This window comes from Paracoccus aerodenitrificans, assembly GCF_027913215.1.
Classification (GTDB): domain Bacteria; phylum Pseudomonadota; class Alphaproteobacteria; order Rhodobacterales; family Rhodobacteraceae; genus Paracoccus; species Paracoccus aerodenitrificans.
Map to the genome: position 1 here is coordinate 457,831 of NZ_CP115784.1, position 24,990 is coordinate 482,820.

The 24,990-nt window shown below is 61.6% G+C and carries 26 protein-coding genes and 1 riboswitch; of the genes, 21 read left to right on the top strand and 5 right to left on the bottom strand.

The features are described from left to right. Positions 1–202: 202 nt before the first annotated feature. The 11 genes from PAE61_RS03555 (at position 203) to PAE61_RS03605 (ending at position 10,550) form a co-directional block, all read left to right on the top strand. Positions 203–1,192 (top strand): BMP family lipoprotein, encoded by a 990-nt coding sequence (locus tag PAE61_RS03555; protein ID WP_271114048.1) that lies wholly within the window; start codon positions 203–205, stop codon positions 1,190–1,192. Further along, positions 1,192–2,859, top strand: coding sequence for an ABC transporter ATP-binding protein (locus PAE61_RS03560; protein WP_271114049.1), 1,668 nt, complete (start codon positions 1,192–1,194; stop codon positions 2,857–2,859). Before PAE61_RS03555 ends, PAE61_RS03560 begins: the two co-directional genes overlap by 1 nt. An 8-nt stretch (positions 2,860–2,867) precedes the next feature. Continuing rightward, positions 2,868–3,239 carry a hypothetical protein gene (locus tag PAE61_RS03565; RefSeq protein WP_271114050.1) on the top strand — a complete coding sequence of 124 codons (372 nt, stop codon included), beginning with the start codon at positions 2,868–2,870 and terminating at the stop codon, positions 3,237–3,239. Next, positions 3,240–4,334 carry an ABC transporter permease gene (locus PAE61_RS03570; RefSeq protein WP_271114051.1) on the top strand — a complete coding sequence of 365 codons (1,095 nt, stop codon included), beginning with the start codon at positions 3,240–3,242 and terminating at the stop codon, positions 4,332–4,334. It begins immediately after the preceding gene. Beyond that, positions 4,334–5,299, top strand: coding sequence for an ABC transporter permease (locus PAE61_RS03575; RefSeq protein ID WP_271114052.1), 966 nt, complete (start codon positions 4,334–4,336; stop codon positions 5,297–5,299). The genes PAE61_RS03570 and PAE61_RS03575 overlap by 1 nt, the downstream gene beginning before the upstream one ends. Beyond that, positions 5,283–6,080: a purine-nucleoside phosphorylase gene (locus tag PAE61_RS03580; RefSeq protein ID WP_271114053.1), complete on the top strand. Its 798-nt coding sequence runs from the start codon at positions 5,283–5,285 to the stop codon at positions 6,078–6,080. Before PAE61_RS03575 ends, PAE61_RS03580 begins: the two co-directional genes overlap by 17 nt. Before the next feature lie 26 nt (positions 6,081–6,106). Next, positions 6,107–6,343, top strand: a complete 237-nt coding sequence (locus PAE61_RS03585; protein ID WP_271114054.1) for a hypothetical protein — start codon at positions 6,107–6,109, stop codon at positions 6,341–6,343. 42 nt (positions 6,344–6,385) lie between these two features. Next, positions 6,386–6,946: a ubiquinol-cytochrome c reductase iron-sulfur subunit gene (gene petA, locus PAE61_RS03590; protein WP_271114055.1), complete on the top strand. Its 561-nt coding sequence runs from the start codon at positions 6,386–6,388 to the stop codon at positions 6,944–6,946. A 14-nt stretch (positions 6,947–6,960) separates the two neighbouring features. Further along, complete coding sequence (gene petB / locus PAE61_RS03595; protein ID WP_271114056.1) at positions 6,961–8,283, top strand: cytochrome b; 1,323 nt, start codon at positions 6,961–6,963, stop codon at positions 8,281–8,283. A 504-nt stretch (positions 8,284–8,787) separates the two neighbouring features. After that, a complete protein-coding gene (locus PAE61_RS03600; protein ID WP_434803121.1) occupies positions 8,788–9,567 on the top strand; it encodes a cytochrome c1 in 780 nt (259 codons plus the stop codon). 95 nt (positions 9,568–9,662) lie between these two features. Next, positions 9,663–10,550, top strand: a complete 888-nt coding sequence (locus PAE61_RS03605) for a ribokinase (protein WP_271114057.1) — start codon at positions 9,663–9,665, stop codon at positions 10,548–10,550. 73 nt (positions 10,551–10,623) lie between these two features. On the opposite strand, the gene PAE61_RS03610 is transcribed toward PAE61_RS03605, so the two are convergent. Then, on the bottom strand, positions 10,624–12,051 hold the full coding sequence (locus PAE61_RS03610; RefSeq protein WP_271114058.1) for a Glu/Leu/Phe/Val family dehydrogenase: 1,428 nt from the start codon (positions 12,049–12,051) through the stop codon (positions 10,624–10,626). 153 nt (positions 12,052–12,204) lie between these two features. Here PAE61_RS03610 and PAE61_RS03615 point away from each other — a divergent pair, with 153 nt between their 5' ends. From PAE61_RS03615 to PAE61_RS03630, 4 genes are all read left to right on the top strand, one after another. Continuing rightward, positions 12,205–12,855: a TetR/AcrR family transcriptional regulator gene (locus PAE61_RS03615; RefSeq protein WP_271114059.1), complete on the top strand. Its 651-nt coding sequence runs from the start codon at positions 12,205–12,207 to the stop codon at positions 12,853–12,855. A 123-nt stretch (positions 12,856–12,978) separates the two neighbouring features. Next, positions 12,979–13,338 (top strand): hypothetical protein, encoded by a 360-nt coding sequence (locus PAE61_RS03620; RefSeq protein ID WP_271114060.1) that lies wholly within the window; start codon positions 12,979–12,981, stop codon positions 13,336–13,338. Then, positions 13,338–13,619: an I78 family peptidase inhibitor gene (locus PAE61_RS03625; RefSeq protein WP_271114061.1), complete on the top strand. Its 282-nt coding sequence runs from the start codon at positions 13,338–13,340 to the stop codon at positions 13,617–13,619. The genes PAE61_RS03620 and PAE61_RS03625 overlap by 1 nt, the downstream gene beginning before the upstream one ends. Before the next feature lie 72 nt (positions 13,620–13,691). Next, entirely contained in the window at positions 13,692–14,036 is a 345-nt protein-coding gene (locus PAE61_RS03630; RefSeq protein ID WP_271114062.1) for a DUF2794 domain-containing protein, read from the top strand. Here PAE61_RS03630 and PAE61_RS03635 read toward each other — a convergent pair. Genes PAE61_RS03635 through PAE61_RS03645 form a run of 3 tightly spaced genes read right to left on the bottom strand, consistent with a single transcriptional unit; the run spans position 14,024 to position 17,203 of the window. Then, a complete protein-coding gene (locus PAE61_RS03635; protein WP_271114063.1) occupies positions 14,024–14,716 on the bottom strand; it encodes a thiamine ABC transporter ATP-binding protein in 693 nt (230 codons plus the stop codon). The genes PAE61_RS03630 and PAE61_RS03635 overlap by 13 nt on opposite strands. Then, on the bottom strand, positions 14,703–16,250 hold the full coding sequence (locus PAE61_RS03640; RefSeq protein ID WP_271114064.1) for a thiamine/thiamine pyrophosphate ABC transporter permease ThiP: 1,548 nt from the start codon (positions 16,248–16,250) through the stop codon (positions 14,703–14,705). The genes PAE61_RS03635 and PAE61_RS03640 overlap by 14 nt, the downstream gene beginning before the upstream one ends. After that, a complete protein-coding gene (locus tag PAE61_RS03645; RefSeq protein ID WP_271114065.1) occupies positions 16,226–17,203 on the bottom strand; it encodes a thiamine ABC transporter substrate-binding protein in 978 nt (325 codons plus the stop codon). Before PAE61_RS03645 ends, PAE61_RS03640 begins: the two co-directional genes overlap by 25 nt. A gap of 27 nt (positions 17,204–17,230) precedes the next feature. Beyond that, positions 17,231–17,328, bottom strand: a riboswitch (TPP riboswitch). Between the two features lie 100 nt (positions 17,329–17,428). Here PAE61_RS03645 and aroC point away from each other — a divergent pair. After that, a complete protein-coding gene (aroC, locus tag PAE61_RS03650; protein WP_271114066.1) occupies positions 17,429–18,541 on the top strand; it encodes a chorismate synthase in 1,113 nt (370 codons plus the stop codon). 8 nt (positions 18,542–18,549) lie between these two features. On the opposite strand, the gene fzlA is transcribed toward aroC, so the two are convergent. Next, positions 18,550–19,236: an FtsZ-binding protein FzlA gene (gene fzlA / locus PAE61_RS03655; RefSeq protein WP_271115085.1), complete on the bottom strand. Its 687-nt coding sequence runs from the start codon at positions 19,234–19,236 to the stop codon at positions 18,550–18,552. 160 nt (positions 19,237–19,396) lie between these two features. Between fzlA and argC the strand changes: the two genes are divergently transcribed. Genes argC through PAE61_RS03680 form a run of 5 tightly spaced genes read left to right on the top strand, consistent with a single transcriptional unit; the run spans position 19,397 to position 24,975 of the window. After that, positions 19,397–20,314 carry an N-acetyl-gamma-glutamyl-phosphate reductase gene (gene argC, locus PAE61_RS03660; protein ID WP_271114067.1) on the top strand — a complete coding sequence of 306 codons (918 nt, stop codon included), beginning with the start codon at positions 19,397–19,399 and terminating at the stop codon, positions 20,312–20,314. Further along, positions 20,311–21,837, top strand: a complete 1,527-nt coding sequence (gpmI, locus tag PAE61_RS03665) for a 2,3-bisphosphoglycerate-independent phosphoglycerate mutase (protein ID WP_271114068.1) — start codon at positions 20,311–20,313, stop codon at positions 21,835–21,837. The genes argC and gpmI overlap by 4 nt, the downstream gene beginning before the upstream one ends. Next, positions 21,834–23,027 (top strand): murein hydrolase activator EnvC family protein, encoded by a 1,194-nt coding sequence (locus PAE61_RS03670; protein WP_271114069.1) that lies wholly within the window; start codon positions 21,834–21,836, stop codon positions 23,025–23,027. Before gpmI ends, PAE61_RS03670 begins: the two co-directional genes overlap by 4 nt. Then, entirely contained in the window at positions 23,024–24,469 is a 1,446-nt protein-coding gene (locus tag PAE61_RS03675; RefSeq protein ID WP_271114070.1) for a S41 family peptidase, read from the top strand. The genes PAE61_RS03670 and PAE61_RS03675 overlap by 4 nt, the downstream gene beginning before the upstream one ends. After that, positions 24,469–24,975, top strand: coding sequence for an RNA pyrophosphohydrolase (locus tag PAE61_RS03680; RefSeq protein ID WP_271114071.1), 507 nt, complete (start codon positions 24,469–24,471; stop codon positions 24,973–24,975). Before PAE61_RS03675 ends, PAE61_RS03680 begins: the two co-directional genes overlap by 1 nt. Positions 24,976–24,990 lie beyond the last annotated feature (15 nt).

The following is a 24,990-nucleotide window of genomic DNA, read 5'->3' on the forward strand; positions in this document are numbered from 1 at the left end:
GATTGCCGGGCCCGGGCAAGGCATAAGAATCCGGGCCCGGGCAAGGCATAAGAATTCTGCATCCGTGACGTGCTTTTTACAGGCCCCTGCACGATTGCCAGCAAAACATACGGCATAATCCGCCTTGACCCCCGACCCGGCTTTCGCCCTAAACTCGGGACCATTCGCGGGCAGATCCGCCCGCATGAAACAAGAGGTTGCCATGACGGTGCAAAAAACCCTGTTCGCTTCGGCTGCTGCGATGGCGCTGATGGCGGGCGTCGCCTCGGCAGAGCCGGCGCTGATTTTCGATTTGGGAGGAAAATTCGACAAATCTTTCAACGAGGCGGCCTATAACGGCGCGAAGCGTTGGGTCGAGGAAACCGGCGGTTCCTATAAGGAACTGGAGATGCAGTCCGAAGCGCAGCGCGAGCAGGCCTTGCGGCGGCTGGCTCAGAGCGGCGCGAATCCGATCGTGATGACCGGCTTTGCCTTCGGTGAGGTGCTGAACCAGATCGCGCCGGATTATCCCGACACGAAATTCGTCATTATCGACACGGTGGTCGAACAGCCGAATGTGCAGTCGAACGTCTTCAATGAGGGCGAGGGGTCCTATCTGGCCGGGATCATGGCCGCGCAGGCCTCGGAATCCGGGACGGTCGGGTTCATCGGCGGGATGGATATTCCGCTGATCCATAAATTCGAATGCGGCTATCGTCAGGGTTTTCTGGCGGCGCGGCCTGATGGCGAGGTGCTGATCAACTATACCGGGACAACTCCGGCTGCCTGGAACGACCCGGTGAAGGGCGGCGAGCTGACCCGTGCGCAGATTTCGCAGGGTGCCGATGTGATCTATGCCGCTGCGGGCGGGACCGGGATCGGCGTGTTGCAGACCGCTGCCGATGAGGGCGTGCTGTCCATCGGTGTGGACAGCAACCAGAACCATCTGCATCCGGGGAAGGTGCTGACCTCGGTCGTCAAGAACGCGGATGTCGCCGTCTATGACGCCTTTATCGCCGGTGAGGCGGTCGAGCCGGGCATCAAGGTCTGGGATGTGGCCTCGGAAGGGGTTGGCGTCGCGATGGACGAAAACAATGCCGAACTGGTCACCGATGAGATGCAGGCTGCGGTGGACGAGGCCAGGGCGAAGATCACCTCGGGGGAAATCGAGGTGCATGATTACATGACCGACAATACCTGCCCGGTCGACTGATGCCGGCAGAGGCAAGACAGGACGGGGGGGCGGCTGCCGCCCCCCGATCCGCGCCACCGGCGATTGAGCTGCGTGGCGTTTCCAAGGCGTTCGGGCCGGTTCAGGCGAACAAGAATATTGATTTGACCGTCGCGAAGGGCTCGATCCACGGGATTATCGGGGAAAACGGTGCCGGGAAATCGACGCTGATGTCGATCCTGTACGGTTTCTACAAGCCCGATAGCGGTGAGATCCGCATCAATGGCAAGTCCGTGCAGATCACCGATTCCATGACCGCGATCCGTTCGGGTATCGGCATGGTGTTTCAGCATTTCAAGCTGGTGCGGAATTTCACCGTACTGGAGAATATCATCCTCGGGGCCGAGGATGGGCCGATGCTGCGGCCTTCTCTGGCGCGGGCGCGGACCCGGCTGCGCGAACTGGCCGAGGAATATGAATTGCAGGTCGATCCAGACGAGACGATCGAGGAACTCTCGGTCGGTCATCAGCAGCGGGTCGAGATCCTGAAGGCGCTTTATCGGCAGGCCGATATCCTGATCCTCGACGAACCGACCGGGGTGCTGACTCCGGCCGAGGCGGATCATCTGTTCCGCATCCTTCAGGGGCTGCGCGATGAGGGCAAGACGATCATTCTGATCACGCATAAACTGCGCGAGATCATGGAGATCACGGATACGGTATCCGTGATGCGGCGCGGTGAAATGGTTGCCAGTGTCCAGACCGCCGAAACCAGCCCCGAGGAGCTGGCCGAGCTGATGGTCGGGCGCAAGGTGCTGATGGAGGTCGACAAGAGCCCGGCGCGGCCTGGCGACACGGTCTTGCAGGTCCGCAAGCTGCGGCTTGTGGATAATGACGGTGTAGAACGCATCCGCGGCATTGATTTTGACATTCGCGCGGGCGAAATCGTTGGCATTGCCGGTGTCAGCGGCAACGGGCAGACGCAGCTTCTGGAGTTGCTGGGCGGGTTCCCGGAGAAAGGCGCGAAGGTCAGCGGCGAAATTCTGATGAATGGGCAGTCTCTGGATCTGACGGGGACGAAGTCGGATGCCTCGACGCGGCGGGCGCGGGGGATTGGCCATGTCCCCGAGGACAGGCAGGATGAGGGGCTCATCATGGATTTCGCGGCGTGGGAAAACGTCGCATTCGGCTATCACCATGCGCCGGAATACGGAAACGGGATATTCATGGACCGGGTGGCCATTCGCAAGGATGCGGAAGGCAAGATCGAGCGCTTTGACGTGCGCCCGCCAAATCCCGATCTGGCGGCGCGGAATTTCTCGGGCGGGAATCAACAGAAGATCGTCGTCGCGCGGGAGGTCGAGCGGAATCCGGATCTGCTGCTGATCGGGCAGCCGACGCGCGGTGTCGATATCGGTGCGATCGAGTTCATCCATAAGCGCATCGTCGAGCTGCGCGATGCCGGCAAGGCGGTGCTGCTGGTCAGCGTCGAACTGGATGAGATCATGGCGCTCTCGGACCGTGTCCTTGTGATGTTCGATGGCATGATCATGGGAGAGCGCAGCCCGGAAAACACCACTGCAGGTGAGTTGGGCCTGCTGATGGCCGGTGTGGCCGATACCGAACATGCCGCTGCCGCGGAGGGCGTCCCGCCCGGGCATAAACATCCGGCGGATCACCCGGATGAGATCACCGCGCAACCCGAATGAGGCGATTGATGCAGTTCAGACCAAAACCGGCGGAAATGCGGCCGATATTGCTGGCCGTTTCGGCGATGTTTGCTGTTTTCTTCGGTACTGCCGCGACGGCGGACAGGCCGTTCGGGCAGATGATCATGCAGGATGGCTCTGTCTGTTCGGTCACGCTGAAGGACCGGATTGCCTTTCCCGGTCTGCCGGAGACAGAGGGGATGCTTGAAGGTGAGATGGTGACTCCAGACGATCTGCGGCTGAAACAGACGGCTTATCTCAGTATTCACGGCTGGAACGCGGCCTATCGGCTGATCGGAAATGAGGCGGCGATGAACGGGTTGTGTCAAAGCATGATGGCGGGCGCAGAGCGTGCCCGGCAGGAAAGGCAGGGACGCTGAATGGACAAGATGCCGAGATGGGCGGATCTGATCCTGACGCCCCTGATTTCGCTGCTTCTGGCCTTCGCGATTTCCGCGCTGGTGATCCTTGCCATCGGAGAAAACCCGTGGGAGGCGCTGAAGACGATGGTGACGGGGGCGCTTGGCTCCAGCTATGGCTGGGGGTTTACGTTGTACTATACCACGAATTTCATCTTCACCGGGCTGGCCGTCGCGGTCGCCTATCACGCCAGCATGTTCAATATCGGCGGCGAGGGGCAGGCCGGTTTGGGCGGTCTTGGGGGGGCGATGGTCTGTCTGTTCATTCCCTGGCCGCATTGGTCGCTGGCGCTTCTGGGTGCGATGGCGGGTGCGGCTTTGTTCGGTGCGGCCTGGGCGTTCATTCCTGCGATTCTTCAGGCCAAGCGGGGCAGTCATATCGTGATCACGACGATCATGTTCAACTTCATTGCCGCCGCGCTACTGAATTGGGCCCTGGTCAACAAGCTGCGGCCTGTCGGCAGCATGGACCCGGCCTCGGCGAATTTCCCCAAGGCGACGCATCTGCCGAAAATCACCGATATCTTCGCCGCTTTCGGGGTCGAGTGGGGCACTCATACGCCGGTCAATGTCACCTTCCTGATCGCGCTTCTGGCCTGTGTCGCGGTCTGGCTGCTGATCTGGCGCACCAAGCTTGGATATGAGATCCGCGCTTTGGGCCGGTCCGAGACTGCTGCGCGGTATGCCGGGATTTCTCCGGTGCGGATCATCGTGATCACCATGCTTATTTCCGGTGCTCTTGCCGGGCTGATGGCGATCAATAACGTCATGGGAGAGGCTGAACGGCTGATCCTCAATAATGTCGAAGGCGCGGGCTTCATCGGTATCGCCGTGGCGCTGATGGGGCGAAATCACCCGGTCGGGGTGGTGCTGGCGGCGCTGCTGTTCGGGTTCCTCTATCAGGGCGGCGGCGAACTGGCGCTGTGGACCAGCATCCCGCGCGAGCTGATCATCGTGATTCAGGCATTGGTGATCCTGTTCACCGGCGCATTGGACAATATGGTCCGCGCCCCGCTTGAGGCGTTCTTCGTCGCCCGCCGGAAGAGGAGCGCGTGATGGATATCAACACCATCATCCAGATCCTCGATTCGGCTGTGCGGCTGATGACGCCCTTGTTGTTGGCCTGTCTGGCTGGGCTGTATTCGGAACGCTCGGGCGTGTTCGATATCGGGCTTGAGGGCAAGATGCTGATGGCCGCGTTTTCGGCCGCTTCGGTCGCGGCGCTGACGGGCAGTGTCTGGCTGGGCTTGCTGGCCGCCATTGCCGGATCGCTGCTGATGTCGCTCGTGCATGGGCTGGCCTCGATTACCTTCCGGGGGAATCAGTTGATTTCGGGTGTGGCGATCAATTTCCTTGCCTCGGGGCTGACGGTGTTGCTTGGGCAGAAGATCTTTGCACTTGGCGGGCGAACGCCTTCGCTGACCGGGGGCGGGCGGTTCGACACCATTACCCTGCCTTTCGCCGATACGCTGCGCGATGTGCCGGTTATCGGGCCGGTCTATGCGGATCTGATTTCTGGTCACTCGATTCTCGTCTATGTGGCGTTTCTCTGTGTGCCGCTGACCTGGTGGCTGCTGTTCCGAACGCGGTTCGGGTTGCGGCTGCGGGCGGTTGGAGAGAACCCGGCCTCGGTCGATACGGCGGGGGTCTCGGTGACGCGGCTGCGCTATACTGCGGTCGGGATTTGCGGCGTGTTGTGCGGGCTGGCCGGGGCGTATCTGTCCACCGGGCTTGGGGCCGGTTTTGTCAAGGAAATGACGGCGGGGCGTGGTTTCATTGCGCTTGCGGCGCTGATTTTCGCGAAATGGCGGCCCTGGGGTGCGCTTTATGCGACCTTCCTGTTCGGTCTGCTGGAGGCTATCGCCAACCGCTATCCGAATATCGAGATCGGTCCGCTGACCATCCCGTCAATGTTCATGAACGCGTTGCCCTATATCATCACCGTGATCATTCTGGCCGGTTTCGTCGGCCGCGCAGTCCCGCCTCGCGCCGGAGGAGAACCCTATGTCAAAGAGCGCTGAGCTTGCCCGTCTGATCCGCGACAAGGCCGGAGAGGAGGCGCCGGAATATGGGCTGATTCTGGGCTCGGGTCTGGGGCATCTGGCCGAGGCGGTGGACGGCGTGGCGATTCCCTATGACGATCTGCCGGGATTTCCGCATGCGGGTGTCTCGGGTCATGTGCCGCAACTGGTGATCGGTCAGCTTGAGGGGACACGCGTCGCGGTGTTCGGCGGGCGCTCGCATTACTACGAATCGGGCAGGGCGGATGCGATGCGCCTGCCGCTTGAGGTGCTGGCGGCGCTTGGTGCCGGGAAGCTGATTCTCACCAATGCGGCAGGCGCGGTGAATACCGGGCTTGCTCCGGGCGGGTTGATGCTGCTGAGCGATCATATCGCCTTTGCCGGGACGAATCCCCTGATCGGGGAAAGCACCGATGCGCGTTTCGTGCCGATGACCGATGCGTATGATCCGGCCCTGCGCCGTGCCCTGAAAGCAGCGGCAGAGGCGGAGGGCGTGGATCTGCCCGAAGGTGTGTATGGCTGGTTTTCGGGTCCTAGTTTCGAAACCCCCGCCGAGATCCGCGCCGCGAAGGTTCTGGGGATGGACGCGGTGGGGATGTCGACCGTGCCGGAAATCATCCTTAGCAGGTTTCTCGGGCTGCGCTGCGCGGCGATCTCGGTCATCACCAATATGGGTGCGGGGCTGAGCGACGAATCGATCAGCCATGATCATACCAAGCAGATGGCCCCTCTGGGGGCGGCGAAGCTGGAAAAACTTCTGCGCCGGTTTCTGCGCAGGTGAGAGATCGTCACCGGAAGAGTTCCGATTTGCGCGGTTTTGTCGCAGGTGTTTCTGCGGAAGGCGGACAGTTAAATCCTGAAAGACGGGAGGCCGCGAAAGGGCCGCCGTATAAAGGGAATAACCGTGTCTTTGAGATCGCTCAGGGCGAAATTCCTGCGGATGCGGCGATTTGGCCGAATAAGCTAGGCTGGCGCGGCTGGACTGGCGCGAAATTGATCGCTAGAGATGAGCACGCCAAGGTCGCGATTCAAGCGGCCCGTTAAAACATAGCTGGTCCGCCCGCGGGCCTGAACCGGAGATAAGCCGTGACCCACGTCGAAGAACACGAAGGCACGCGGAGGGACTTCCTCTTCTATGCCACTGCCGGGGCCGGAGCGGTCGCCACTGGCGCCGCCGCCTGGACGCTGATCAACCAGATGAACCCGTCTGCGGATGTGCAGGCGCTGTCCTCGATCATGGTCGATATCAGCGGTGTCGATGTCGGCACGCAATTGACCGTCAAATGGCTTGGTAAGCCTGTGTTCATCCGCCGCCGCACCCCCGAGGAAATCGAGGCAGGCCGCGCTGTCGATCTGGGCGATCTGATCGACCAGAATGCAGAGAACGCCAATAAACCCGGCGAGCCTGCCACGGACGAAAACCGCACGCTGGACGAGGCCGGGGAATGGCTGGTTCAGATCGGCGTCTGCACCCATCTGGGCTGCGTGCCGATCGGTGACGGCGCGGGCGATTTCGGTGGCTGGTTCTGCCCGTGCCACGGCTCGCATTACGACACCGCAGGCCGTATCCGCCGCGGTCCTGCGCCGCGCAACATGGATATTCCGCTGGCGTCCTTCGTCGACGACGCAACATTGCAGCTCGGCTAAGGAGGAGGCGCCCAATGTCCGGTATTCCGCACGACCATTACGAACCCAAGACCGGTGCCGAGAAGTGGCTGCACCGCCGTCTGCCCATCGTCGGGCTGATCTATGACACGCTGATGATTCCCACCCCGAAAAACCTGAACTGGTGGTGGATCTGGGGGATCGTTCTGGCGTTCTGTCTGGTGTTGCAGATTGCAACCGGCATCGTTCTGGCGATGCATTACACGCCGCATGTCGATATGGCGTTCAACAGTATCGAACATATCATGCGCAACGTGAATGGCGGGCATATGATCCGCTATCTGCACATGAACGGTGCGTCGCTGTTCTTCTTCGCCGTGTATATCCACATCTTCCGCGGGCTGTTTTACGGTTCCTACAAGGCCCCGCGCGAGGTGACATGGATCATCGGGATGCTGATCTATCTGTGCATGATGGGCACCGCCTTCATGGGCTATGTTCTGCCCTGGGGTCAGATGTCCTTCTGGGGCGCGACCGTGATCACCGGCCTGTTCGGCGCAATTCCCGGCATCGGCCCGAGCATTCAGGAATGGCTGCTTGGCGGACCGGCGGTGGATAACGCCACGTTGAACCGCTTCTTCTCGCTGCACTACCTGCTGCCCTTCATCATCGCGGCGCTTGTGGTCGTGCATATCTGGGCCTTCCACAATACCGGCAACAACAACCCGACCGGGGTAGAGGTGCGCCGGGGCTCGAAAGAGGAAGCCGAAAAGGACACGCTGCCTTTCTGGCCCTATTTCGTGATCAAGGACTTTTTCGCGCTTGCCGTGATCCTTGTGGTGTTCTTCGCCGTGGTCGGCTTCATGCCGAACTATCTTGGCCACCCGGATAACTATGTCGAGGCGAACCCGCTTTCCACGCCTGCGCATATCGTGCCGGAATGGTACTTCCTGCCCTTCTACGCGATCCTGCGCGCCTTCACGGCGGATGTCTGGGTCGTCATGCTGGTCGAGTGGGTAAGCTTCGGCATTATCGACGCGAAGTTCTTCGGTGTGCTTGCCATGTTCGGTGCGATCCTGGTCATGGCTCTGGTGCCGTGGCTTGATACGTCGCGTGTGCGTTCGGGCCGTTACCGCCCTCAGTTCAAGTGGTGGTTCTGGCTGTTCTGCGTCAACTTCATCGTGCTGATGTGGGTTGGTGCGATGCCGGCCGAGGGGATCTATCCCTATATCGCTCTGGCGGGGTCGGCCTATTGGTTCGCCTATTTCCTGATCATCCTGCCGGTGCTGGGTCTGATGGAAAAACCCGATCCGATGCCTACGACGATCGAGGAAGATTTCGATGCCCATTACGGCAAAATCACCCATCCTGCCGAGTAAGGAGAGGCAAGCATGACCCTGAGAATCAAGACCCTCACGGCCGTGGCCGCGCTGACCCTTGGTGCGGCAGCCTGGGCGCAGGACACGGAAGTTCAGACCACACAGCCGGGCAGCGATGCTGTTGCGGTGACGGTGCAGGAGCCTGAAGCAGAGGCCTCTGAAGCCGCGCCGGAAGCGAATGCTGAGGCGGTGACGGCTGAAGAAGCGCCTGCGGAGGCTGAGGCCGAAGCGGCGGATGAGGCTGCTGCCGATGCGCCCGCTGCGGATGAAGCTGAGGCGGAGCCTGTTGCTGAAGACGCGATGGCAGAGGACACCGCCGAAGAAGCACCGGCTGAGGACAGCACGGCAGAGGAACCCGCCGCTGCGGATGCCGAAGCTGCTGACGAAGAAGCTACTGCTGAAGAGGCTGCTGCATCTGAGGCAGAAGCTGCACCGGAAGAGGCTGCCGCTGAAGAAGCCACGGCAGAGGCCGAAGCCGCAGAGGCTGACGCCGGTGCCGAGGACATGGCTGCTGCGGAAGGCGAGGCTGAGGAAACCGGTGCCGGGGAAGAAGCGGCTGAGGAAGAAGAATCGCATATCACCGATATCTCCTTCAGCTTCGAGGGACCTTTCGGCAAGTTCGACCAGTTCCAGCTTCAGCGCGGTCTTCAGGTCTATACGGAAGTCTGCTCCGCCTGCCACGGCCTGCAACAGGTGCCGATCCGGACGCTTTCGGATGACGGCGGACCCGGCCTGCCTGCGGATCAGGTCCGCGCCTATGCAAGCCAGATGTTCATCTATGACCCGGAAATTGATGAGGACCGTCCGCGTCTGCCGACCGATCACTTCCCCAGCGTCTCGGGCCTGGGAATGGGGCCGGATCTGTCGCTGATGGCCAAAGCCCGCGCCGGGTTCCACGGGCCTTACGGCACCGGCCTCAGCCAGTTGTTCAACGGTATGGGCGGCCCGGAATATATCTATTCCGTGCTGACCGAATATAACGGTGAGGAAGTCGAACAGGCAGGATCCATTCTGTATGGAAACGGTGCCTTTGAGGGCGGGCTGATCTCGATGCCGCCGCCGCTGTTCGACGATCTGGTGACCTATGAGGACGGGACTCCGGCCACGGTTGACCAGATGGCCCGCGATGTGTCGGCGTTCCTGATGTGGACGGCTGAGCCCAAGATGATGGCGCGTAAGGCGAATGGTTTTGTCAGCGTCATCTTCCTGATCGCGCTTGCCTCGCTGCTGTATCTCACCAACAAGCGGCTGTGGTGGAATGTCAAACATCGCGATCAGGAGTAACTCCTTATAAACATGAGAAAACGCGCCTTTCGGGGCGCGTTTTTCATTTGCCGGATTGGCGGCGGTCGCTTTATATGCCTCTGCGGAGGAATGTGATGGCAATCTGGAATCTTGGCTCTATCAATATTGATCATGTTTATCGGCTGGACCATCTGCCTGCGCCGGGTGAGACGGTCGGCTCGGTCGAATATAGTCTGGGTCCGGGCGGCAAGGGCGCGAACCAGTCAGTCGCGGCGGCGCGTGCCGGGGCGCATGTGGTTCATATCGGGGCGCTTGCGGCGCAGGGCGATGACTGGGTGCTGGATCGCTTGCAGGAAGACGGCGTCGATGTCACCCATATTGCGCGGCTGCCGCATTCGGCCACGGGCCATGCGATTATCCTTGTCGATTCCGCGGCGGAGAATGCGATCATCGTTCATGCCGGAGCCAATCGCAGGCTGACCGAACAGCAACTGGCTGGGGCGCTATCCGGGATCGGACCCGATGATATTCTGCTGATCCAGAATGAGACCAATCTTCAGGTGGAAGCCGCGCAACTGGCCCGGAAGGCCGGTGCACGCGTCATCTATAGCTGTGCCCCGTTCGATGTGCAGGCGGCGCAGGCGATGATGGAGCATGTCTCGGTTCTCGCCGTGAATGCGCATGAGGCCGCGCAGCTTGCCGAAGCGATTCCCGGCGATCTGCCTGTTCCGGCGATGCTGATCACCAAGGGCGCCGAGGGGGCCGAGTATCGTGATTTGCAATCGGGACGTGCCGTGCATCAGAAGGCGTTTCCCGTGACTCCCGTCGATACGACCGGGGCAGGGGATTGCTTTGCGGGATATTTCGCGGCGGAACTGGATGCGGGGCGCGATCTGGCAGAGGCGCTGCGCCATGCGGCGGCGGCCTCGGCGATCAAGGTCACGCGGCGCGGGGCGGTCGATGCGATTCCCGAGGCGGCCGAGGTGCTTGATTTTCTTGCCGGTCAGGATCGGGCGGGCTGAACCGCGCCTGCCTGTGAAAAAATCCGCGCAGCGGGTGGCTGCGCGGATCTGATATCATTTCCGATGAACCCGGTTACAGGCCAAGCGAACCATAGACATTGGCGATCCGGCGGAGTGCCACGACATATGCGGCGGTGCGCAAATCGTTGACGCGGTCGTCGCCGAACCAGACCTCTTCCATCTTCATATAGCTTTCGCGCATCGTGTCATCGAGACCCGAGCGCACCAGCTCGATCTCGTCGGCACCGTGCAGATAGGCTTCCTTGAACCCGTCCGTCATGGTCCATTCCAGACCGGAATCCGCCGAGAGCCTGCCGATCTCATTGACCAGAAGCCGGTTGCGGTGCTCTTCATAGCGCCGCTCCATCCGGCCGAGGCTGATCTGGGACAGGTTCTTGACCCATTCGAAATAGGACACTGTCACACCGCCGGCATTGGCGTACATATCAGGGATCACGACAATGCCACGTTCGTTTAGCACCTTGTCGCCCTCGGCGGTCACCGGACCGTTCGCGGCCTCGATGATAAGCTTGGCCTTGAGACGCGGGGCGTTCTCTTCGGTGATGACGCTTTCGACGGCGGCGGGGATGAGGATATCGCATTCATCCTCCAGCCCCTCCATCCCGGCGGGACGGAAACTGGCGCCCGGGAAGTCCTCGACGCCGCCGGTTTCCTTGATATGCGCCTTCAGCGCTTCGATATCGAGACCGTTCGGATTGTGGACCGTGCCGTTATATTCGACCACGGTGACAATCGGGCAGCCATCCTCTTCCGACAGGAATTTCGCGGCGTGATAGCCCACATTCCCGAGGCCCTGAATGACGATCCGCTTGCCGGACAACTCACCCGACAGCCCGGCGCGTTTCACCGCCTCTGGGTGGCGGAAAAATTCCTGCAATGCGTATTGAATGCCCCGCCCGGTTGCCTCGACCCGGCCCATAATGCCGCCGATTGTGACCGGTTTTCCGGTCACGCAGGCCTTGGCGTTGATGTCATCGGGATGCAGACGCTTATAGGCATCCGCCATCCATGCCATTTCCCGTTCGCCCGTTCCCATATCCGGGGCGGGCACGTTCTGGGACGGAGAAATCAGGCTGCGCCGCGACAATTCATAGGTGAAGCGGCGGGTAATCCGCTCAAGCTCGTCCTCATCCCAGTCACGCGGATTGATCCGCAGGCCGCCTTTCGAGCCGCCGAAGGGCACTTCGACAAGGGCGCATTTATAGGTCATCAGCGCGGCAAGCGCCTCGACCTCGTCCTGATTGACTGACATCGCATAGCGGATGCCGCCTTTCACCGGCTCCATATGTTCGGAATGCACCGAGCGATAGCCGGTAAATGTGTGAATCGCGCCGCGAAGGCGGACGCCGAAACGCACCGTATAGGTCGAATTGCAGACCCGGATTTTTTCAATCAGTCCCGGAGGCAGTTTGCTCAGGGATGCTGCGTGAAGAAACATCCTGTCGACTGAATCGCGGAAGGACGTGTGCGGAGTGGCCATGTTTTCATCTCACCGTTGCCTCGTCTTTGAACAGACCATCGACGCTCCGGCGGAAAATCGCAACGAAATTCGTCAGAAGCCTTATGTGCTTGTCGCCGCCAATTCCCATGTGGAATATGTCTGTGTTTTGTAGCCAGGTTTAAGGCAAGTAAAATGATTGGTGATGAACGGCTTATTACGAAGGGCCGGAAATTTGATCAGGTTCTTGAAGGTGCGCGACGGGTTTTCATGCGGGAGGGTTATAAAGGCGCGAGCGTCGACGATATTGCCCGCGAAGCCGCAGTGTCGAAGGCGACATTGTACAGCTATTTCCCCGATAAGCAGCTTATGTTTCAGGAAGTGTTCCGGGGCGAGATTGAGCGGGTTCGCGGCGGAGCCTCGGCACTGGGGGATCTGGATCTTCCGATAGATCAGGTTCTGCGGTTCATCGGTCATGTCATCGCCAATAATATCGTTTCGGATGTCGGCTCTCGCACGCTTCGTCTGGCGATTGCCGAGGCAGAGCGTTTCCCGGGCCTCGCTGCCGAGTATTATGCAATCGGCCCCGGTGCCCTGCTCTCTGCGCTTGAGCGCCGCTTTCTGCACTGGCAGGAAGAGGGTATGTTGCGTGACGAAATCGGGGACATGAACCTGATTGCCGATAGTTTCGTGAATCTGAACACGGTCCGGGTGCGGGACCGGGTGATGCTGACGGGTCGTGCTTCGGTGAATGATGACATGATTCGCCAGACGGTCGACAATGCGGTCGGTATTTTCCTGCGTGCTTTCGGGACACCAAGGGCTATCGCGCTGCTTGATCGCTGACGCGGTTGTCAGTTTCGTTAACGGGCTGCGGGCTTAACATACGGTTCTTTGATGCGTATAGCTGGCACAAGGTCCCCGGTCAGCGGGACCGCGATGCAGGATTCAGACAGGTATCAGGGACAGATGAATAATTTCATGATGATAAAGCCGCGTTTTCTTGCGCCTCTGGCCGCCGCGCTTGCGCTTGCCGGCTGCGTTGTTGCTCCGCGGGCTCCGGTGGAAGAGGCGGTGGTGAATCCGCCCGTGGCGCCGCTGCCGACGGCGTCCGATGACGGGTTGCAGGAACGCAAGCCGGATCTCTGCAAGGCGAGCACCTATTCCGGCCAGATCGGCCAGCCGGGCAGCGTGATTGCCGGGCTTGGGATCGAACGCGATTATCGCATTGTCGAATATCGCGGGATTGAGCCACAGGAATATGACCCGAACCGGATCGTGTTCCGGCTGGATGCGTCCGGCAATATCTCGGGCGTGGATTGCGGCTGATGCCGGTGCGTCTTGCGGTTTCTGCGGGGCTGCTGGCGGCGATGGCCGCCTGCACCCAGCCTGAAGAACCTGCCCACCCGCCCGCGCCTTCGAATGCGTGCGGCGCGTCGGGGTTGCAGGGGCTGGTTGGCAAGGATCGCCGGGTTCTGAACACCAAAGCGCTTGCGCAGGATTTCCGTGAGATCGGGCCTGACATGCCGGTGACGGCCGATTACAGCCCCGAGCGGCTGAATGTCGAATATGATACATCCGGCAGGATCACGAAGATCGCCTGCTATTGATCCGCAGGCCACTTTGCATGGCCGGTCCTTTTTGCGATTGATCGTGACGCTGCGCGGTGTCACGATCCGCTTATGCAGAACCCTCAGCATCCGCTTATGCCGCAACAGGACAGGATCGCCTTCGACAGGGCAGAGCTTGCCATTATCCTCTCAGTCTATGGCCGTATGGTCGCTGCCGGTGAATGGCGGGATTATGCGATGGCGTTTCTGCGGGATGTCGCGGTGTTCTCGATCTTCCGGCACAGTGCCGAAACGCCGATCTACCGGGTCGAGAAGCGGCCCAAGCTGCGCAATGCTCAGGGAATGTATGCGGTCATCGCGATGGATGGCCGCATCCTTAAGCGCGGGCAGGATCTGGCACAGGTCATGCGGGTTTTCGACCGCAAGATGATCCGCGCGGTCGATCAGCCGAGATAGGCGGCAAGCGCCTCGGGCGGGTTGTCCAGAAGCTCAGCCGTGGGGGCGGGGGGTTGCGCGGTCCCGTCCATGACGACGATGGTCTGGGGTGCGAAGGCGCGTGCATCATCGGGGTCATGCGTGACCATCAGAACCGTTGCCCCGCTGTCATCGGCGATCCTTCCCAGAAGCGCCAGCATGTCAGATTTCAGCGCCGGGCCGAGCGCCGAGAACGCCTCATCCAGCAGCAGGATGGGCCGTGCCCGCAGCGCCACCCGTGCCAGAGCGACGCGCCCCTGCTGCCCGCCGGACATGTTTCCGGGGCGGCGTCCGGCCATGCCCTCCAGCCCGACATCCCGCAGGGCGCCCTCGACGGCGGCTTTCTGCTGCGCCGATAATTTCAGATCCGGGCGCAGCCCGAGCCCGGCATTCTGGGCGACGGTCAGATGCGGGAACAGGTTCTGGTCCTGAAACAGAACCGAGACGGGCCGATCCCCCGGAGGCTGACGCGACAGATCCGCTCCGTTCCAGTCGATCCGTCCGGATGAGAGGGGGACAAAGCCGGACACCATGCCAAGCAGGGTGGATTTCCCTGATCCTGACGGGCCGATCACGGCGACCCTTGCTCCGGGCTGGACGGTGAAATCGGCGCTTAGCCGGAAGCTGCCCAGAATGGCTTCGGCGCGGTCAAATTTCAGCATTCAGTCGTCCTCCGCGATCGAAAAGCCAGAACAGGGCGAAGCTGATCGCCATCAGCAGCACGGCGCAGGCCGCAGCATCAGCCATGCGATAGCTGTTCATCAACTGATACAGCCTCAGCGGCAGGGTTGCATTCTCGCTGTCGGCAAACAGGGTGATGACGCCCAGATCCCCCATCGCCAGCGCGGCGGCCAGCCCTCCGGCAAAGCCGATGGGGCGGGCCAGACGGGGCAGGGTCAGCAGCCTCAGCCGGGCAAGCCCGGTCATCCCAAGCGATGCAGCCAGCCTGCCGTAATCCGCATGCAGGCTTCGGGCCGCCGGGATCATGATCCGCAGCGCGAAGGGCAGCGCCATTGCCGCGTTGATCCCCACCGTGACAGGCAGTGCAAGCTGCGTCGGCGAGGCCAGCCCGCGCAGCATCAGATACAGCCCCGTTCCCAGCACCAGAGGCGATGCGACGATGGGTAACATGCCTGCTGCCTCGATCCAGCGCTGACCTTGGGCGACGGCCAGTGACAGGGCAAGCGCCAGAACCAGTGTCGCTCCGGTAGAGATCAGCGCCATGACGATTGACCGCAGCGCGGCGCTCCAGACCGTTGCGGGTAGGGTGGCGATACTTGGGGCGCCCTGCAGGATGACCGAGACCATCGGCACCAGCAGGAATGCCGCCGCCAGCAAGATGGCAAGCAGATCCGTCCAGAGATACCAGCCGCGCGGGGCGGTGATCAGCGTTCCGCGCCCCATCCCGGTGCCGAACCCGGCCATGATCGTCACCCGCGAGGACAGCAGCAGCGCCACAAGGCACAGCCCCACCTGGATCAGCCCCAGAGCAGCCGCCTTGCCCATGTCGAAATCAAAACGGAACGCCTGATATATCGCCAGTTCGACCGTGGTGGCCTTGGGTCCTCCGCCAAGGGCCAGAGCCACCGCGAAAGAGGTCAGGCAGACCAGAAACACCGCCAGCCACGCACCCGGCGCGATTTCCCGCAGCATGGGCCTTTCCAGATGGCGGGCAATATCGACGGGGTTGAAGCCAAGGGACTGCGCCAGGCGGAATCTCTCGGACGGGATCGCCTGCCAGCCATGCAGGATCATCCGCACCGACAGCGGCAGGTTGAAGAAGACATGCGCCAGAATGACTCCCTGCCAGCCATAGATCGAGACCGGCGGCAGGCCGAGCGCCGAAAGCGCCTCATTGACCGCTCCGCTGCGGCCGAAAACCGAAACCAGCCCCATGATCGCCACGATCACCGGCAGAATGAACGGAGCGCCCAGCAGGGTAATCAGCACATGGCGGCCCGGAAAGCTGCGCCGCGCCAGCGCCCGCGCCACCGGAACCGCAAGCAGGACCGAGACCGTTGCCGAGACGACCGCCTGCCAGATCGTGAACCACACGGCCCGCCAGTCCCAACTGTTCAGCCCCGAAAGCCCGCCCGCGTGAAGCGCCACCGCGCCGAGCGTTCCCAGAACCAGAACAATCAGGAGAATGGCGGCCAGAGGCCCGACCGGGTTTATTCCGCGAAGACGCTGAGCCATTCGTCCAGTGCCGGACGGCGTGCCGCCTCGGCAGCGTCTTCGTCAAGGAACAGGGTCTTTTCCGGGCGTGGCAGAGCCGCGAAATAGGCGGGCAGCATGTCGCGCGGCAGGTTCGCCGGATAGGACCAGTTCGCCTCGGCAATCATGCTCTGGAAGTCCTCCGAGACCACGTAATCCAGAAAGGATTGTGCCAGTTCGGGCTGATCGGTCCCTTTCAGTTGTGCCGCCAGTTCGACCATGAAGTAATGCCCCTCGGGGAAGATAATGGCGCGTTTGCTGGCATCCTGCTCGGCCCCGATATGGTAGGCGGGAGAGGTCGTATAGCTGAGCACCATATCTGCCTCTCCATCGGTGAACAGGCCATAGCTTTCCGACCAGCCTGGTGTGACCGTCAGCACTTTCGGACGCAGCTTCCGCCATGCGTCTTCCGACTCGTCCCCAAAGACCGACTTGACCCATAGCAGCAGCGCCAGACCGGAGATCGAGCTGCGCGGGTCCTGAATCACGATTTTCAGATCATCCGGCGCGTCCAGAAGTTCCTGAAAACTGCCCGGCGGATTTTCAAGCCGGGTGCCGTCATAGACGAAAGCCGTCTGAGACCAGTTGAAGGGCAGGAAAATATCGTCGCTCCAGTTGACCGGCATGGTCAGCCCGGACAGATCCTGACCGTGAGGCGTGAAAAGCCCGGATTCGCGGGCGCGTTTCGTGACATCGCTGTTCAGGCCGATCACCACATCCGCCTCGGTCCGGTCGCCTTCCAGCAGCAGGCGGGGCAGCACGTCGCCGGTCACGAATTTCAGGTCGCATGCGCAGATCGCCTCGAAACCTTCTTCGATTTTGGGGCCGGGTCCCCATTCCGATGCGAAATAATCCGGGCTATAGACGATCAGCTCGGCAGCGTCCGCTGAGGCGGGGGCGGCAAGGATCGTCAGGGCGGCAATTGCATGTCTCATCGCGTTCTCTCAATCAGTTCCGGAAAGAAAGGACAGCGATACCTTCCCTCCGCCGGGGTGAGCCGGATCAGGTTCAACGGGTTCGCAAGCTGCGTCTCAGCCGAAAGGCTCCCCGAGGCTTGGGCAAGCATGATCGCAGCCGGTCCCGGGTGCAACCCCCTGTCGTCTTTCTGGTGCTTGCCGCTGGCAGGCAGGGCCGGTAACCAGATGGCAAAGGAGATCCAGATGAGCCTCAACAGCTTCGGCCATGTATTTCGTGTCACGACCTGGGGAGAAAGCCACGGGCCGGGGCTTGGCGCCGTCATAGATGGCTGCCCGCCCGGCGTGCCGCTTGATGAGGCCCGGATCCAGCCCTTCATGGATCGCCGCCGGCCGGGAACGTCGAAGAACACCACGCAGCGGCAGGAAGCCGACCGGGTCCGTATCATGTCGGGCGTGTTCGAGGGGCGCAGCACCGGGACGCCGATCATGCTGATGATCGAAAATACCGACCAGAGGTCGAAAGATTACGGTGAGATCGCCCGCTCGTTCCGACCCGGCCATGCCGACATCACCTATCACCAGAAATACGGCATCCGCGATTATCGCGGCGGCGGACGGTCGAGCGCACGCGAAACCGCCTCACGCGTCGCTGCCGGAGCGGTGGCGCAGGCGGTTCTGGGCGAACTGGCGCCGGAATTGTCGATTCTGGGCTATATGGTCCAGATGGGTGAGATGCGTCTGGACCCCGCAAGATTCGATGCTTCGGCCATCGCGGAGAACCCGTTCTTTCTGCCCGATGCAAAGGCCGCACAGGAGTGGGAGGATTATCTGACCGGCATCCGCAAGGCGCAGAACAGCGTCGGCGCGGCGATTGAGGTTCTGATAAAGGGCTGCCCTCCCGGACTCGGTGCGCCGGTTTACGGAAAGCTCGATACCGATCTGGCAGCGGCGATGATGTCGATCAATGCGGTCAAGGGCGTCGAGATCGGAGAGGGCATGGCCGCCGCCTCGCTGACCGGCACCGATAATGCCGATGAGATCCGCATGGGAGAAAACGGCCCGGAATTCCTGTCCAACCATGCTGGAGGGATTCTCGGCGGTATTTCTACGGGGCAGGATATCGTGGTGCGCTTCGCCGTGAAGCCGACATCGTCGATCCTGACCCCGCGCCGCACCATCACAGTGGACGGCGACGAGATAGAGCTGATCACCAAAGGCCGGCACGATCCCTGCGTCGGCATCCGCGCCGTCCCGGTCGCCGAAGCGATGGCGGCCTGCGTGGTGCTTGACCATCTGTTGCTGGACCGGGCGCAGACCGGCGGGCAGCGGGGCCGGATCGGAAAAGGCGGTGCCTGACCGAAGATTCAGAAATCCAGCAGTGCGTAATGGGAGGCCGGGTGCAGGCCGGGCAGTTGGTCGGCCAGCACGTTGCGGAAGGCGGGGCGTGATTTGATCGTAGCGTACCACTGGCGTACCAGATCCGAGCGGTCCCAATCCACGTCCGAGATATAATCCAGACAGGAAAAATGCGCCGCCGCCGCGAAATCCGCGATGGAGATCGTCGGACCGGCCAGCCAGCGGCGCTCTTCCAGCAGGCTGTGCATATAGTCGATATGCGCTTTCACCGCCGCCAGCCCGGCCTTGACGACGCGGCTGTCCGGGTATCCGCTTTTCTGGACCTTCTTCCAGACCCGCTCGGTCAGGACCGGCTTCGTCACTTCGCTGTTGAACTTGTCGTCGAACCACGCACAGAGGCGGCGCACCTCATAGCGGCCCGCAGCTCCGTCCGGCATCAGCGGCGGGACCGGCACGGTTTCATCAAGATATTCGCAGATCGCCTGGCTTTCGGCCAGCAACATGCCGTCAAGCCTCAGAACCGGGATCTTGCCTGCGGGGTTGCGGCGGAAAAGCTCTGATCCCTGTTCCCAGTATCTTTCTTCGGCCAGTTCGACCTCGATTCTCTTTTCGGCAAGAACAAGTCGCACCTTTCGCGAGAACGGCGAAAGCGGAGTGTGATACAGCCGCGCCGGCTGGGTGGCGGCGCTGCGCATCGGGCTGCTGGAGACGGGGGCGTAACGGTCGGTCATTGCGTGGTGATACGCGAAGCCGTGGGCAGGTTTCAACAGCCAGAGAAGCTTGCGGCACGGTCTTGCCTGCATTGCCCCCGGAGGGGCGGGGCGTTATGTCAGGGACAAGCAGGAAAGGGCAGTCATGGCGCATAAGCTATTCATCGACGGAGAGGCCGGGACGACCGGGCTTCAGATCCGGGAAAGGCTGGAAGGCCGCGCGGATATCGAACTGATCCGCATCGACCATGACCGCCGCAAGGACAGCGATGCACGGCGCGAGTGTTTCGCCGCCGCCGATGTGGCGATTCTGTGCCTGCCGGACGACGCTGCACGGGATGCCGTTGCCCTGAGCGCCGATCTTCCGGTGCGGCTGATCGATGCCTCGACCGCTCACCGGATCGATCCCGATTGGGTTTTCGGCTTTCCCGAACTGACCCCGGATGCGCGGAACCGGATCGCCTCGGCGCGGTATGTCGCCAATCCGGGCTGTTATGCCTCGGGGGCGATTGCGATGATCCGGCCTCTGGTCGATGCCGGTCTGATCGCTGCGGATGAGAAGCTGTCGATCAATGCTGTTTCTGGCTATACGGGCGGCGGCAATGCGCTGATCGCGGAATATGAGGCCGGGACCGCGCCGCCTTCGTTCCTGTACGCTCTGGCGCAGGGGCATAAGCATATCCCTGAAATCATGACGCTGTGCGGCCTGACCGTGCAGCCGGTTTTCGCACCATCGGTCGGACAGTTTGCGCAGGGCATGGCGGTATCGCTGCCACTTCATCTGGACGGAACCCGCAGCCTGTCCAGCCTGCATTCCGTGCTGCGCGACCATTATGCCGGCGCCGAATTCGTACGCGTTCGCGAGGCTGAAGAGATCGGCGCACGCGTCGATCCGACCGCTCTGAACGGGACGAATATGCTGGAACTCTCGGTACACGGCGACGATTCCAGAGGTTGTGCCGTGGTCGTGGCGGTGCTGGACAATCTGGGCAAGGGCGCTTCGGGCGCGGCGGTGCAGAACATGAATATCATGCTGGGGATCGATGAAGGAGCCGGGTTATGAGCGGCAAGAAACCTGTCGTCCTGTGCATTCTGGATGGATGGGGCGTTTCTGACCGGCCAGAGCAAAGCGCACCGGATCAGGCGAACACACCGGCTTATGACAGGCTGATGGCCGGATGCCCGCATGAGACTCTGATTACTTTCGGCCCCGATGTCGGGCTGCCGAAAGGGCAGATGGGCAATTCCGAAGTGGGCCATACCAATATCGGTGCGGGTCGTGTCGTCCCGATGGATCTGGGGCAGATCGATCTGGCGATCGAGGATGGCAGCTTTTACGACAATACCGGCCTTGGCGCGTTCATCGACAGGCTGAAGCAAAGCGGCGGCACCGCGCATCTGATGGGTGTGGTCTCGGATGGCGGGGTTCACGGCCATATTCAGCACGTCATTGCGGCCGTGAACGCGGTGGCGCGGCAGAATATCCCGGTCGTGGTCCATGCTGTCACCGACGGGCGGGACGTGTCGCCGCAATCCGCGATGGGGTTCGTGACCGAATTGCAGGGCAGCCTGCCGGAAAACGCGCGGATCGGAACGGTGATCGGACGCTATTTCGCGATGGACCGGGATAATCGCTGGGACCGCGTTGGTCGCGCCTATGCCGCGATGGTGGCGGGTGAGGGGCTGGAAGCCGCCGATGCCGCCCATGCGGTCGAGGCTGCCTATCAGCGCGGAGAGACCGACGAGTTCATCCAACCGACGATCATCGACGGCTATCAGGGTGCCACGGATGGAGACGGGTTCTTCTGCATGAATTTCCGCGCCGACCGGGCGCGCGAAATTCTGGCGGCGATCGGGCAGCCGGATTTCGACCGTTTCGACACCGGTACGCGTCCCGAATGGGCGGCGCTTCTGGGGATGGTCGATTATTCCGAACAGCATAACGAATTCATGACCACCGCCTATCCCAAGCGGCAGGTATTGAATACTTTGGGGGCATGGGTCGCGGCAAAGGGGTTGCGTCAGTTCCGTCTGGCCGAGACCGAGAAATATCCTCATGTCACCTTTTTCCTGAATGGCGGCAAAGAGGAAGCAGAGCCCGGTGAGGACCGGAAAATGCCCTCCAGCCCGAATGTGGCGACCTATGATCTTCAGCCGGAAATGGCCGCCGATGAGGTTGGCGAGTATTTCGTGAAGGCGATTGAAGAGGGTTATGACCTGATCGTGGTCAATTTCGCCAATCCCGATATGGTCGGTCATACAGGCAGCCTTGAGGCGGCAACGAAAGCCTGTGAGGCGGTTGACCGCAATCTGGGCCGTGCATTGGACGCACTTGAGAAAATGGGCGGTGCCGCAGTGATCATCGCCGATCACGGCAATTGCGAAACCATGATCGACCCCGAAACTGGCGGGCCGCATACGGCTCATACCACCAATCCGGTGCCGGTCATCGTGTTCGGCGATGCCTCGGCGACATCCCTTCGCAGCGGTGGCCGTCTGGCCGATGTCGCGCCGACCGTGCTGGATCTGATGGGGATCGAGCCGCCAGAGGAAATGACCGGCAGGAGCCTGATCGAACGCGTATGAGACCCGTCCTTGCTTCCGTGATCCTGCTGGCCGCGACGCTTTCGGCTTCCCCTTCTTTCTCGCAGTCAAGCGCCGGTGAGGATGCCGCGCGTGCAGCCTATCAGTTGCGCGAGGCGACCGGGATGCTGGAAGAGGCGCTGACCAAGGACGATCAGGTGACCGCGCTGACCGAAATGATTACCGCCTATGAAACCGGGCTGTCCGCGCTGCGGGCCGGTCTGCGTCAGGCGGGCATTCGCGAGCAGGAAATCCGGGTCGAGTGGGAATCCCGCCGCGATCAGCTTTCCTCGATTATCGGGGTCATGACCGCGATGGAGAAATCGCCGGAAACGCTGATGCTGCTGCATCCTGCCGGTCCAGAGGCAACCGCACGATCCGGGATGCTGCTGTCCAGCATCGTGCCGGGTCTGCGTCAGGAGGCCGACAGCCTGAAAGAAGATCTCGATGAGATCGCTTCCGTCCGCAAATTGCAGGAGGACGCCGCAAATACGCTGGCCGAGGGGCTTGGCCGTGTGCAGGAGGCGCGGCGTCTTCTGGGCAGCGCCGTGACGGATCGCTCGACAATGCCGAAACGCTTTACCGAGACGCCCGAGGAATTGCAGGCCCTGGAAAAATCCGCCGCGACGCTGGATGCTTTTGCAGAGGGCATCGCGGATATCGAATCCGATATCGGGCCGCCTCTGGCCGATTTTGATGGCGCTCAGGGATCGCTGCCGCTGCCGGTGCGCGGCAAGGTGCTGCGCCGCTATAATGAGCCGGATGCCGCAGGGATCGAACGGCCCGGTCTGGTCATCGCCACCGCGCCTGCATCGCTGGTCACGGCGCCCTGGCCCTCGACAATCCGCTATCGCGGCCCGCTTCTGGATTACGGGAACGTGATGATTCTTGAGCCGGCGCAGGATTATCTTCTGATACTTGCCGGAATGGCACAGGTATACGGAGAAGTCGGGGATGTTCTTGCCGCCGGAGAGCCTGTCGGGCTTATGGGCGGCGCTGAACCCTCGGCGGAAGAATTCGGGATTGATTTCGTCGTGAATGCGGCGACAGGTGGGGATGCGGACCGGACCGAAACCCTGTATCTGGAACTCAGGCGGGATAAGGAAACACTGGATCCCGCAGATTGGTTCGTGCTCAACCACATTGTGGAGGGCGCTGAAACGCAGGCAGAGGAACAGGCGGAAACGCAATGAAGCATTATCTGATCGCGGGTATTGGCGGCTCTCTGGCGGGGCTTTTGCTGACAACGCAAATGGCGGGGCCGCTTTCGGCGCAGGATGTCGGGAAGAACGGGTCGCTTTACGAACAGCTCGATCTGTTCGGGAATGTCTTCGAACAGGTGCGCAGCCAGTATGTCGAGGAAACCGACGCCAAGGAACTGATCGAGGCCGCGATCAACGGGATGCTGCAATCGCTCGATCCGCATTCCTCGTTCCTGCCTGCGGATGATTACGAGGATATGCAGACCCAGACCCGCGGCAGCTTCGGCGGACTGGGGATCGAGGTCGGTCAGGAAGACGGGCTGGTGAAGGTCATCTCTCCGATGGACGACACCCCGGCGGATGAGGCAGGCGTCGAGGCGGGCGATTTCATCACCCATGTGGATGGCGATTCGCTGATGGGGCTGACTCTGGATCAGGCCGTTGACATGATGCGCGGCCCGGTCGGATCCGAGGTCACCATTACCATTCTGCGTGAGGGCGAGCAGGAGCCGTTCGACATCAAGATCGTGCGGGACACGATCAAGCTGACGGCGGTCCGGGGCAGGGTGGAAGGCCATGTCGTGGTTCTTCGCGTGGCGACCTTCAACGATGAAACCATCTCGTCGCTGGAAGAGGATCTGAACAAAGCCGTCGAGGAACTGGGCGGCATTGACAATGTAACCGGCTTCGTTCTTGACCTCCGCAACAATCCCGGCGGGCTGCTGGATCAGGCTATCTATGTCTCGGACGCGTTCCTTGAAGAGGGTGAGATCGTCTCGACCCGTGGCCGTCTGCCCGAGGAAAGCGAGCGCTGGAATGCACGGGCAGGGGATCTTGCACAGGGCAAGCCGATGGTGGTGCTGATCAATCGCGGTTCCGCCTCGGCATCTGAAATCGTGACAGGTGCGCTTCAGGATCACCGCCGGGCCATCGTCGTGGGTGAAAAATCCTTCGGCAAGGGGTCGGTCCAGACTGTGCTGCCGGTCACGTCGGACAGCGCCATGCGGCTGACAACAGCGCGGTATTACACGCCTTCTGGCCGGTCGATTCAGGCCTTGGGCATCAATCCCGATATCATCGTCGCACAACCCGCCCCGTCGCCGTCCAATGAAGAGGACGAAGACGGTCCGCGCACCAGCTCCAGCTTCATCAGCTCGGAGGCGGATCTGCGCGGTGCGCTGAATAATGACAGCTATTCCGAAGAAGAACGCCGTCAGCTTGAGGAAGAGGCCGCCGAGGTCGAGGCGACGGCAAAGCTGCGTGAAGAAGACTATCAGCTTGCCTATGCGATCGACATTCTGAAGGGCCTGGCAGCGGTCGACTTCCGCGCCGAAGAGGTGCCGGCAGCAGTGACACCGGCAGTCACCGGCGAAGATTCAGGAACGGATGAAGCTCCGGTCGGGGGTGAAACATCCAGGGAAGAGGCCGAATAATGGCCGCCAGCACCACCCCGGATGAGCGTCTGGGACCGTCCGGGCTGCCCTATCGCCCCTGCGCCGGGGTGGTACTGGTCAATGCTGACGGGCTGGTTTTCGCAGGACAGCGTATCGATAATCCGGGCCATGCATGGCAGATGCCTCAGGGTGGGATCGACAAGGGCGAGTCACCGCGTGAGGCTGCGCTGCGCGAGTTGACCGAGGAAACCGGTCTGCCTGCCGATGCGGTCGAGATCGTGGAAGAGGCCGCCGACTGGGTTTACTACGATCTGCCCGACGAATTGCTGGGGAAGGTCTGGAAGGGCAAATATGGCGGTCAGCGCCAGAAATGGGTGCTGATGCGGTTTGTCGGTCGCGACGATCAGGTAAATATCGAAACCGAACATCCCGAGTTCGACAAATGGGCCTGGATGCGCCCCGAGGATTTGATCGAAAAGATCGTCCCCTTCAAGCGCAGCGTTTACGAGCAGGTCTTTCAGGCATTCCGCGACCGTCTGGGCTGAACGGTTCGGATGGGC

Coding starts and splice junctions, on each gene's coding strand:
- PAE61_RS03680 (WP_271114071.1), top strand. CDS start 24,469: ATGGCCGCCAGCACCACCCCGGATGAGCGTCTGGGACCGTCCGGGCTG.
- PAE61_RS03635 (WP_271114063.1), bottom strand. CDS start 14,716: ATGCTGAAATTTGACCGCGCCGAAGCCATTCTGGGCAGCTTCCGGCTA.
- PAE61_RS03580 (WP_271114053.1), top strand. CDS start 5,283: ATGTCAAAGAGCGCTGAGCTTGCCCGTCTGATCCGCGACAAGGCCGGA.
- PAE61_RS03625 (WP_271114061.1), top strand. CDS start 13,338: ATGCCGGTGCGTCTTGCGGTTTCTGCGGGGCTGCTGGCGGCGATGGCC.
- PAE61_RS03645 (WP_271114065.1), bottom strand. CDS start 17,203: ATGAGACATGCAATTGCCGCCCTGACGATCCTTGCCGCCCCCGCCTCA.
- fzlA (WP_271115085.1), bottom strand. CDS start 19,236: ATGCGCAGCGCCGCCACCCAGCCGGCGCGGCTGTATCACACTCCGCTT.
- PAE61_RS03620 (WP_271114060.1), top strand. CDS start 12,979: ATGAATAATTTCATGATGATAAAGCCGCGTTTTCTTGCGCCTCTGGCC.
- PAE61_RS03640 (WP_271114064.1), bottom strand. CDS start 16,250: ATGGCTCAGCGTCTTCGCGGAATAAACCCGGTCGGGCCTCTGGCCGCC.
- PAE61_RS03675 (WP_271114070.1), top strand. CDS start 23,024: ATGAAGCATTATCTGATCGCGGGTATTGGCGGCTCTCTGGCGGGGCTT.
- aroC (WP_271114066.1), top strand. CDS start 17,429: ATGAGCCTCAACAGCTTCGGCCATGTATTTCGTGTCACGACCTGGGGA.
- PAE61_RS03605 (WP_271114057.1), top strand. CDS start 9,663: ATGGCAATCTGGAATCTTGGCTCTATCAATATTGATCATGTTTATCGG.
- PAE61_RS03560 (WP_271114049.1), top strand. CDS start 1,192: ATGCCGGCAGAGGCAAGACAGGACGGGGGGGCGGCTGCCGCCCCCCGA.
- PAE61_RS03670 (WP_271114069.1), top strand. CDS start 21,834: ATGAGACCCGTCCTTGCTTCCGTGATCCTGCTGGCCGCGACGCTTTCG.
- PAE61_RS03570 (WP_271114051.1), top strand. CDS start 3,240: ATGGACAAGATGCCGAGATGGGCGGATCTGATCCTGACGCCCCTGATT.
- petB (WP_271114056.1), top strand. CDS start 6,961: ATGTCCGGTATTCCGCACGACCATTACGAACCCAAGACCGGTGCCGAG.
- PAE61_RS03555 (WP_271114048.1), top strand. CDS start 203: ATGACGGTGCAAAAAACCCTGTTCGCTTCGGCTGCTGCGATGGCGCTG.
- PAE61_RS03575 (WP_271114052.1), top strand. CDS start 4,334: ATGGATATCAACACCATCATCCAGATCCTCGATTCGGCTGTGCGGCTG.
- PAE61_RS03630 (WP_271114062.1), top strand. CDS start 13,692: ATGCAGAACCCTCAGCATCCGCTTATGCCGCAACAGGACAGGATCGCC.
- PAE61_RS03600 (WP_434803121.1), top strand. CDS start 8,788: ATGGCTGCTGCGGAAGGCGAGGCTGAGGAAACCGGTGCCGGGGAAGAA.
- gpmI (WP_271114068.1), top strand. CDS start 20,311: ATGAGCGGCAAGAAACCTGTCGTCCTGTGCATTCTGGATGGATGGGGC.
- PAE61_RS03615 (WP_271114059.1), top strand. CDS start 12,205: ATGATTGGTGATGAACGGCTTATTACGAAGGGCCGGAAATTTGATCAG.
- argC (WP_271114067.1), top strand. CDS start 19,397: ATGGCGCATAAGCTATTCATCGACGGAGAGGCCGGGACGACCGGGCTT.
- PAE61_RS03565 (WP_271114050.1), top strand. CDS start 2,868: ATGCAGTTCAGACCAAAACCGGCGGAAATGCGGCCGATATTGCTGGCC.
- PAE61_RS03610 (WP_271114058.1), bottom strand. CDS start 12,051: ATGGCCACTCCGCACACGTCCTTCCGCGATTCAGTCGACAGGATGTTT.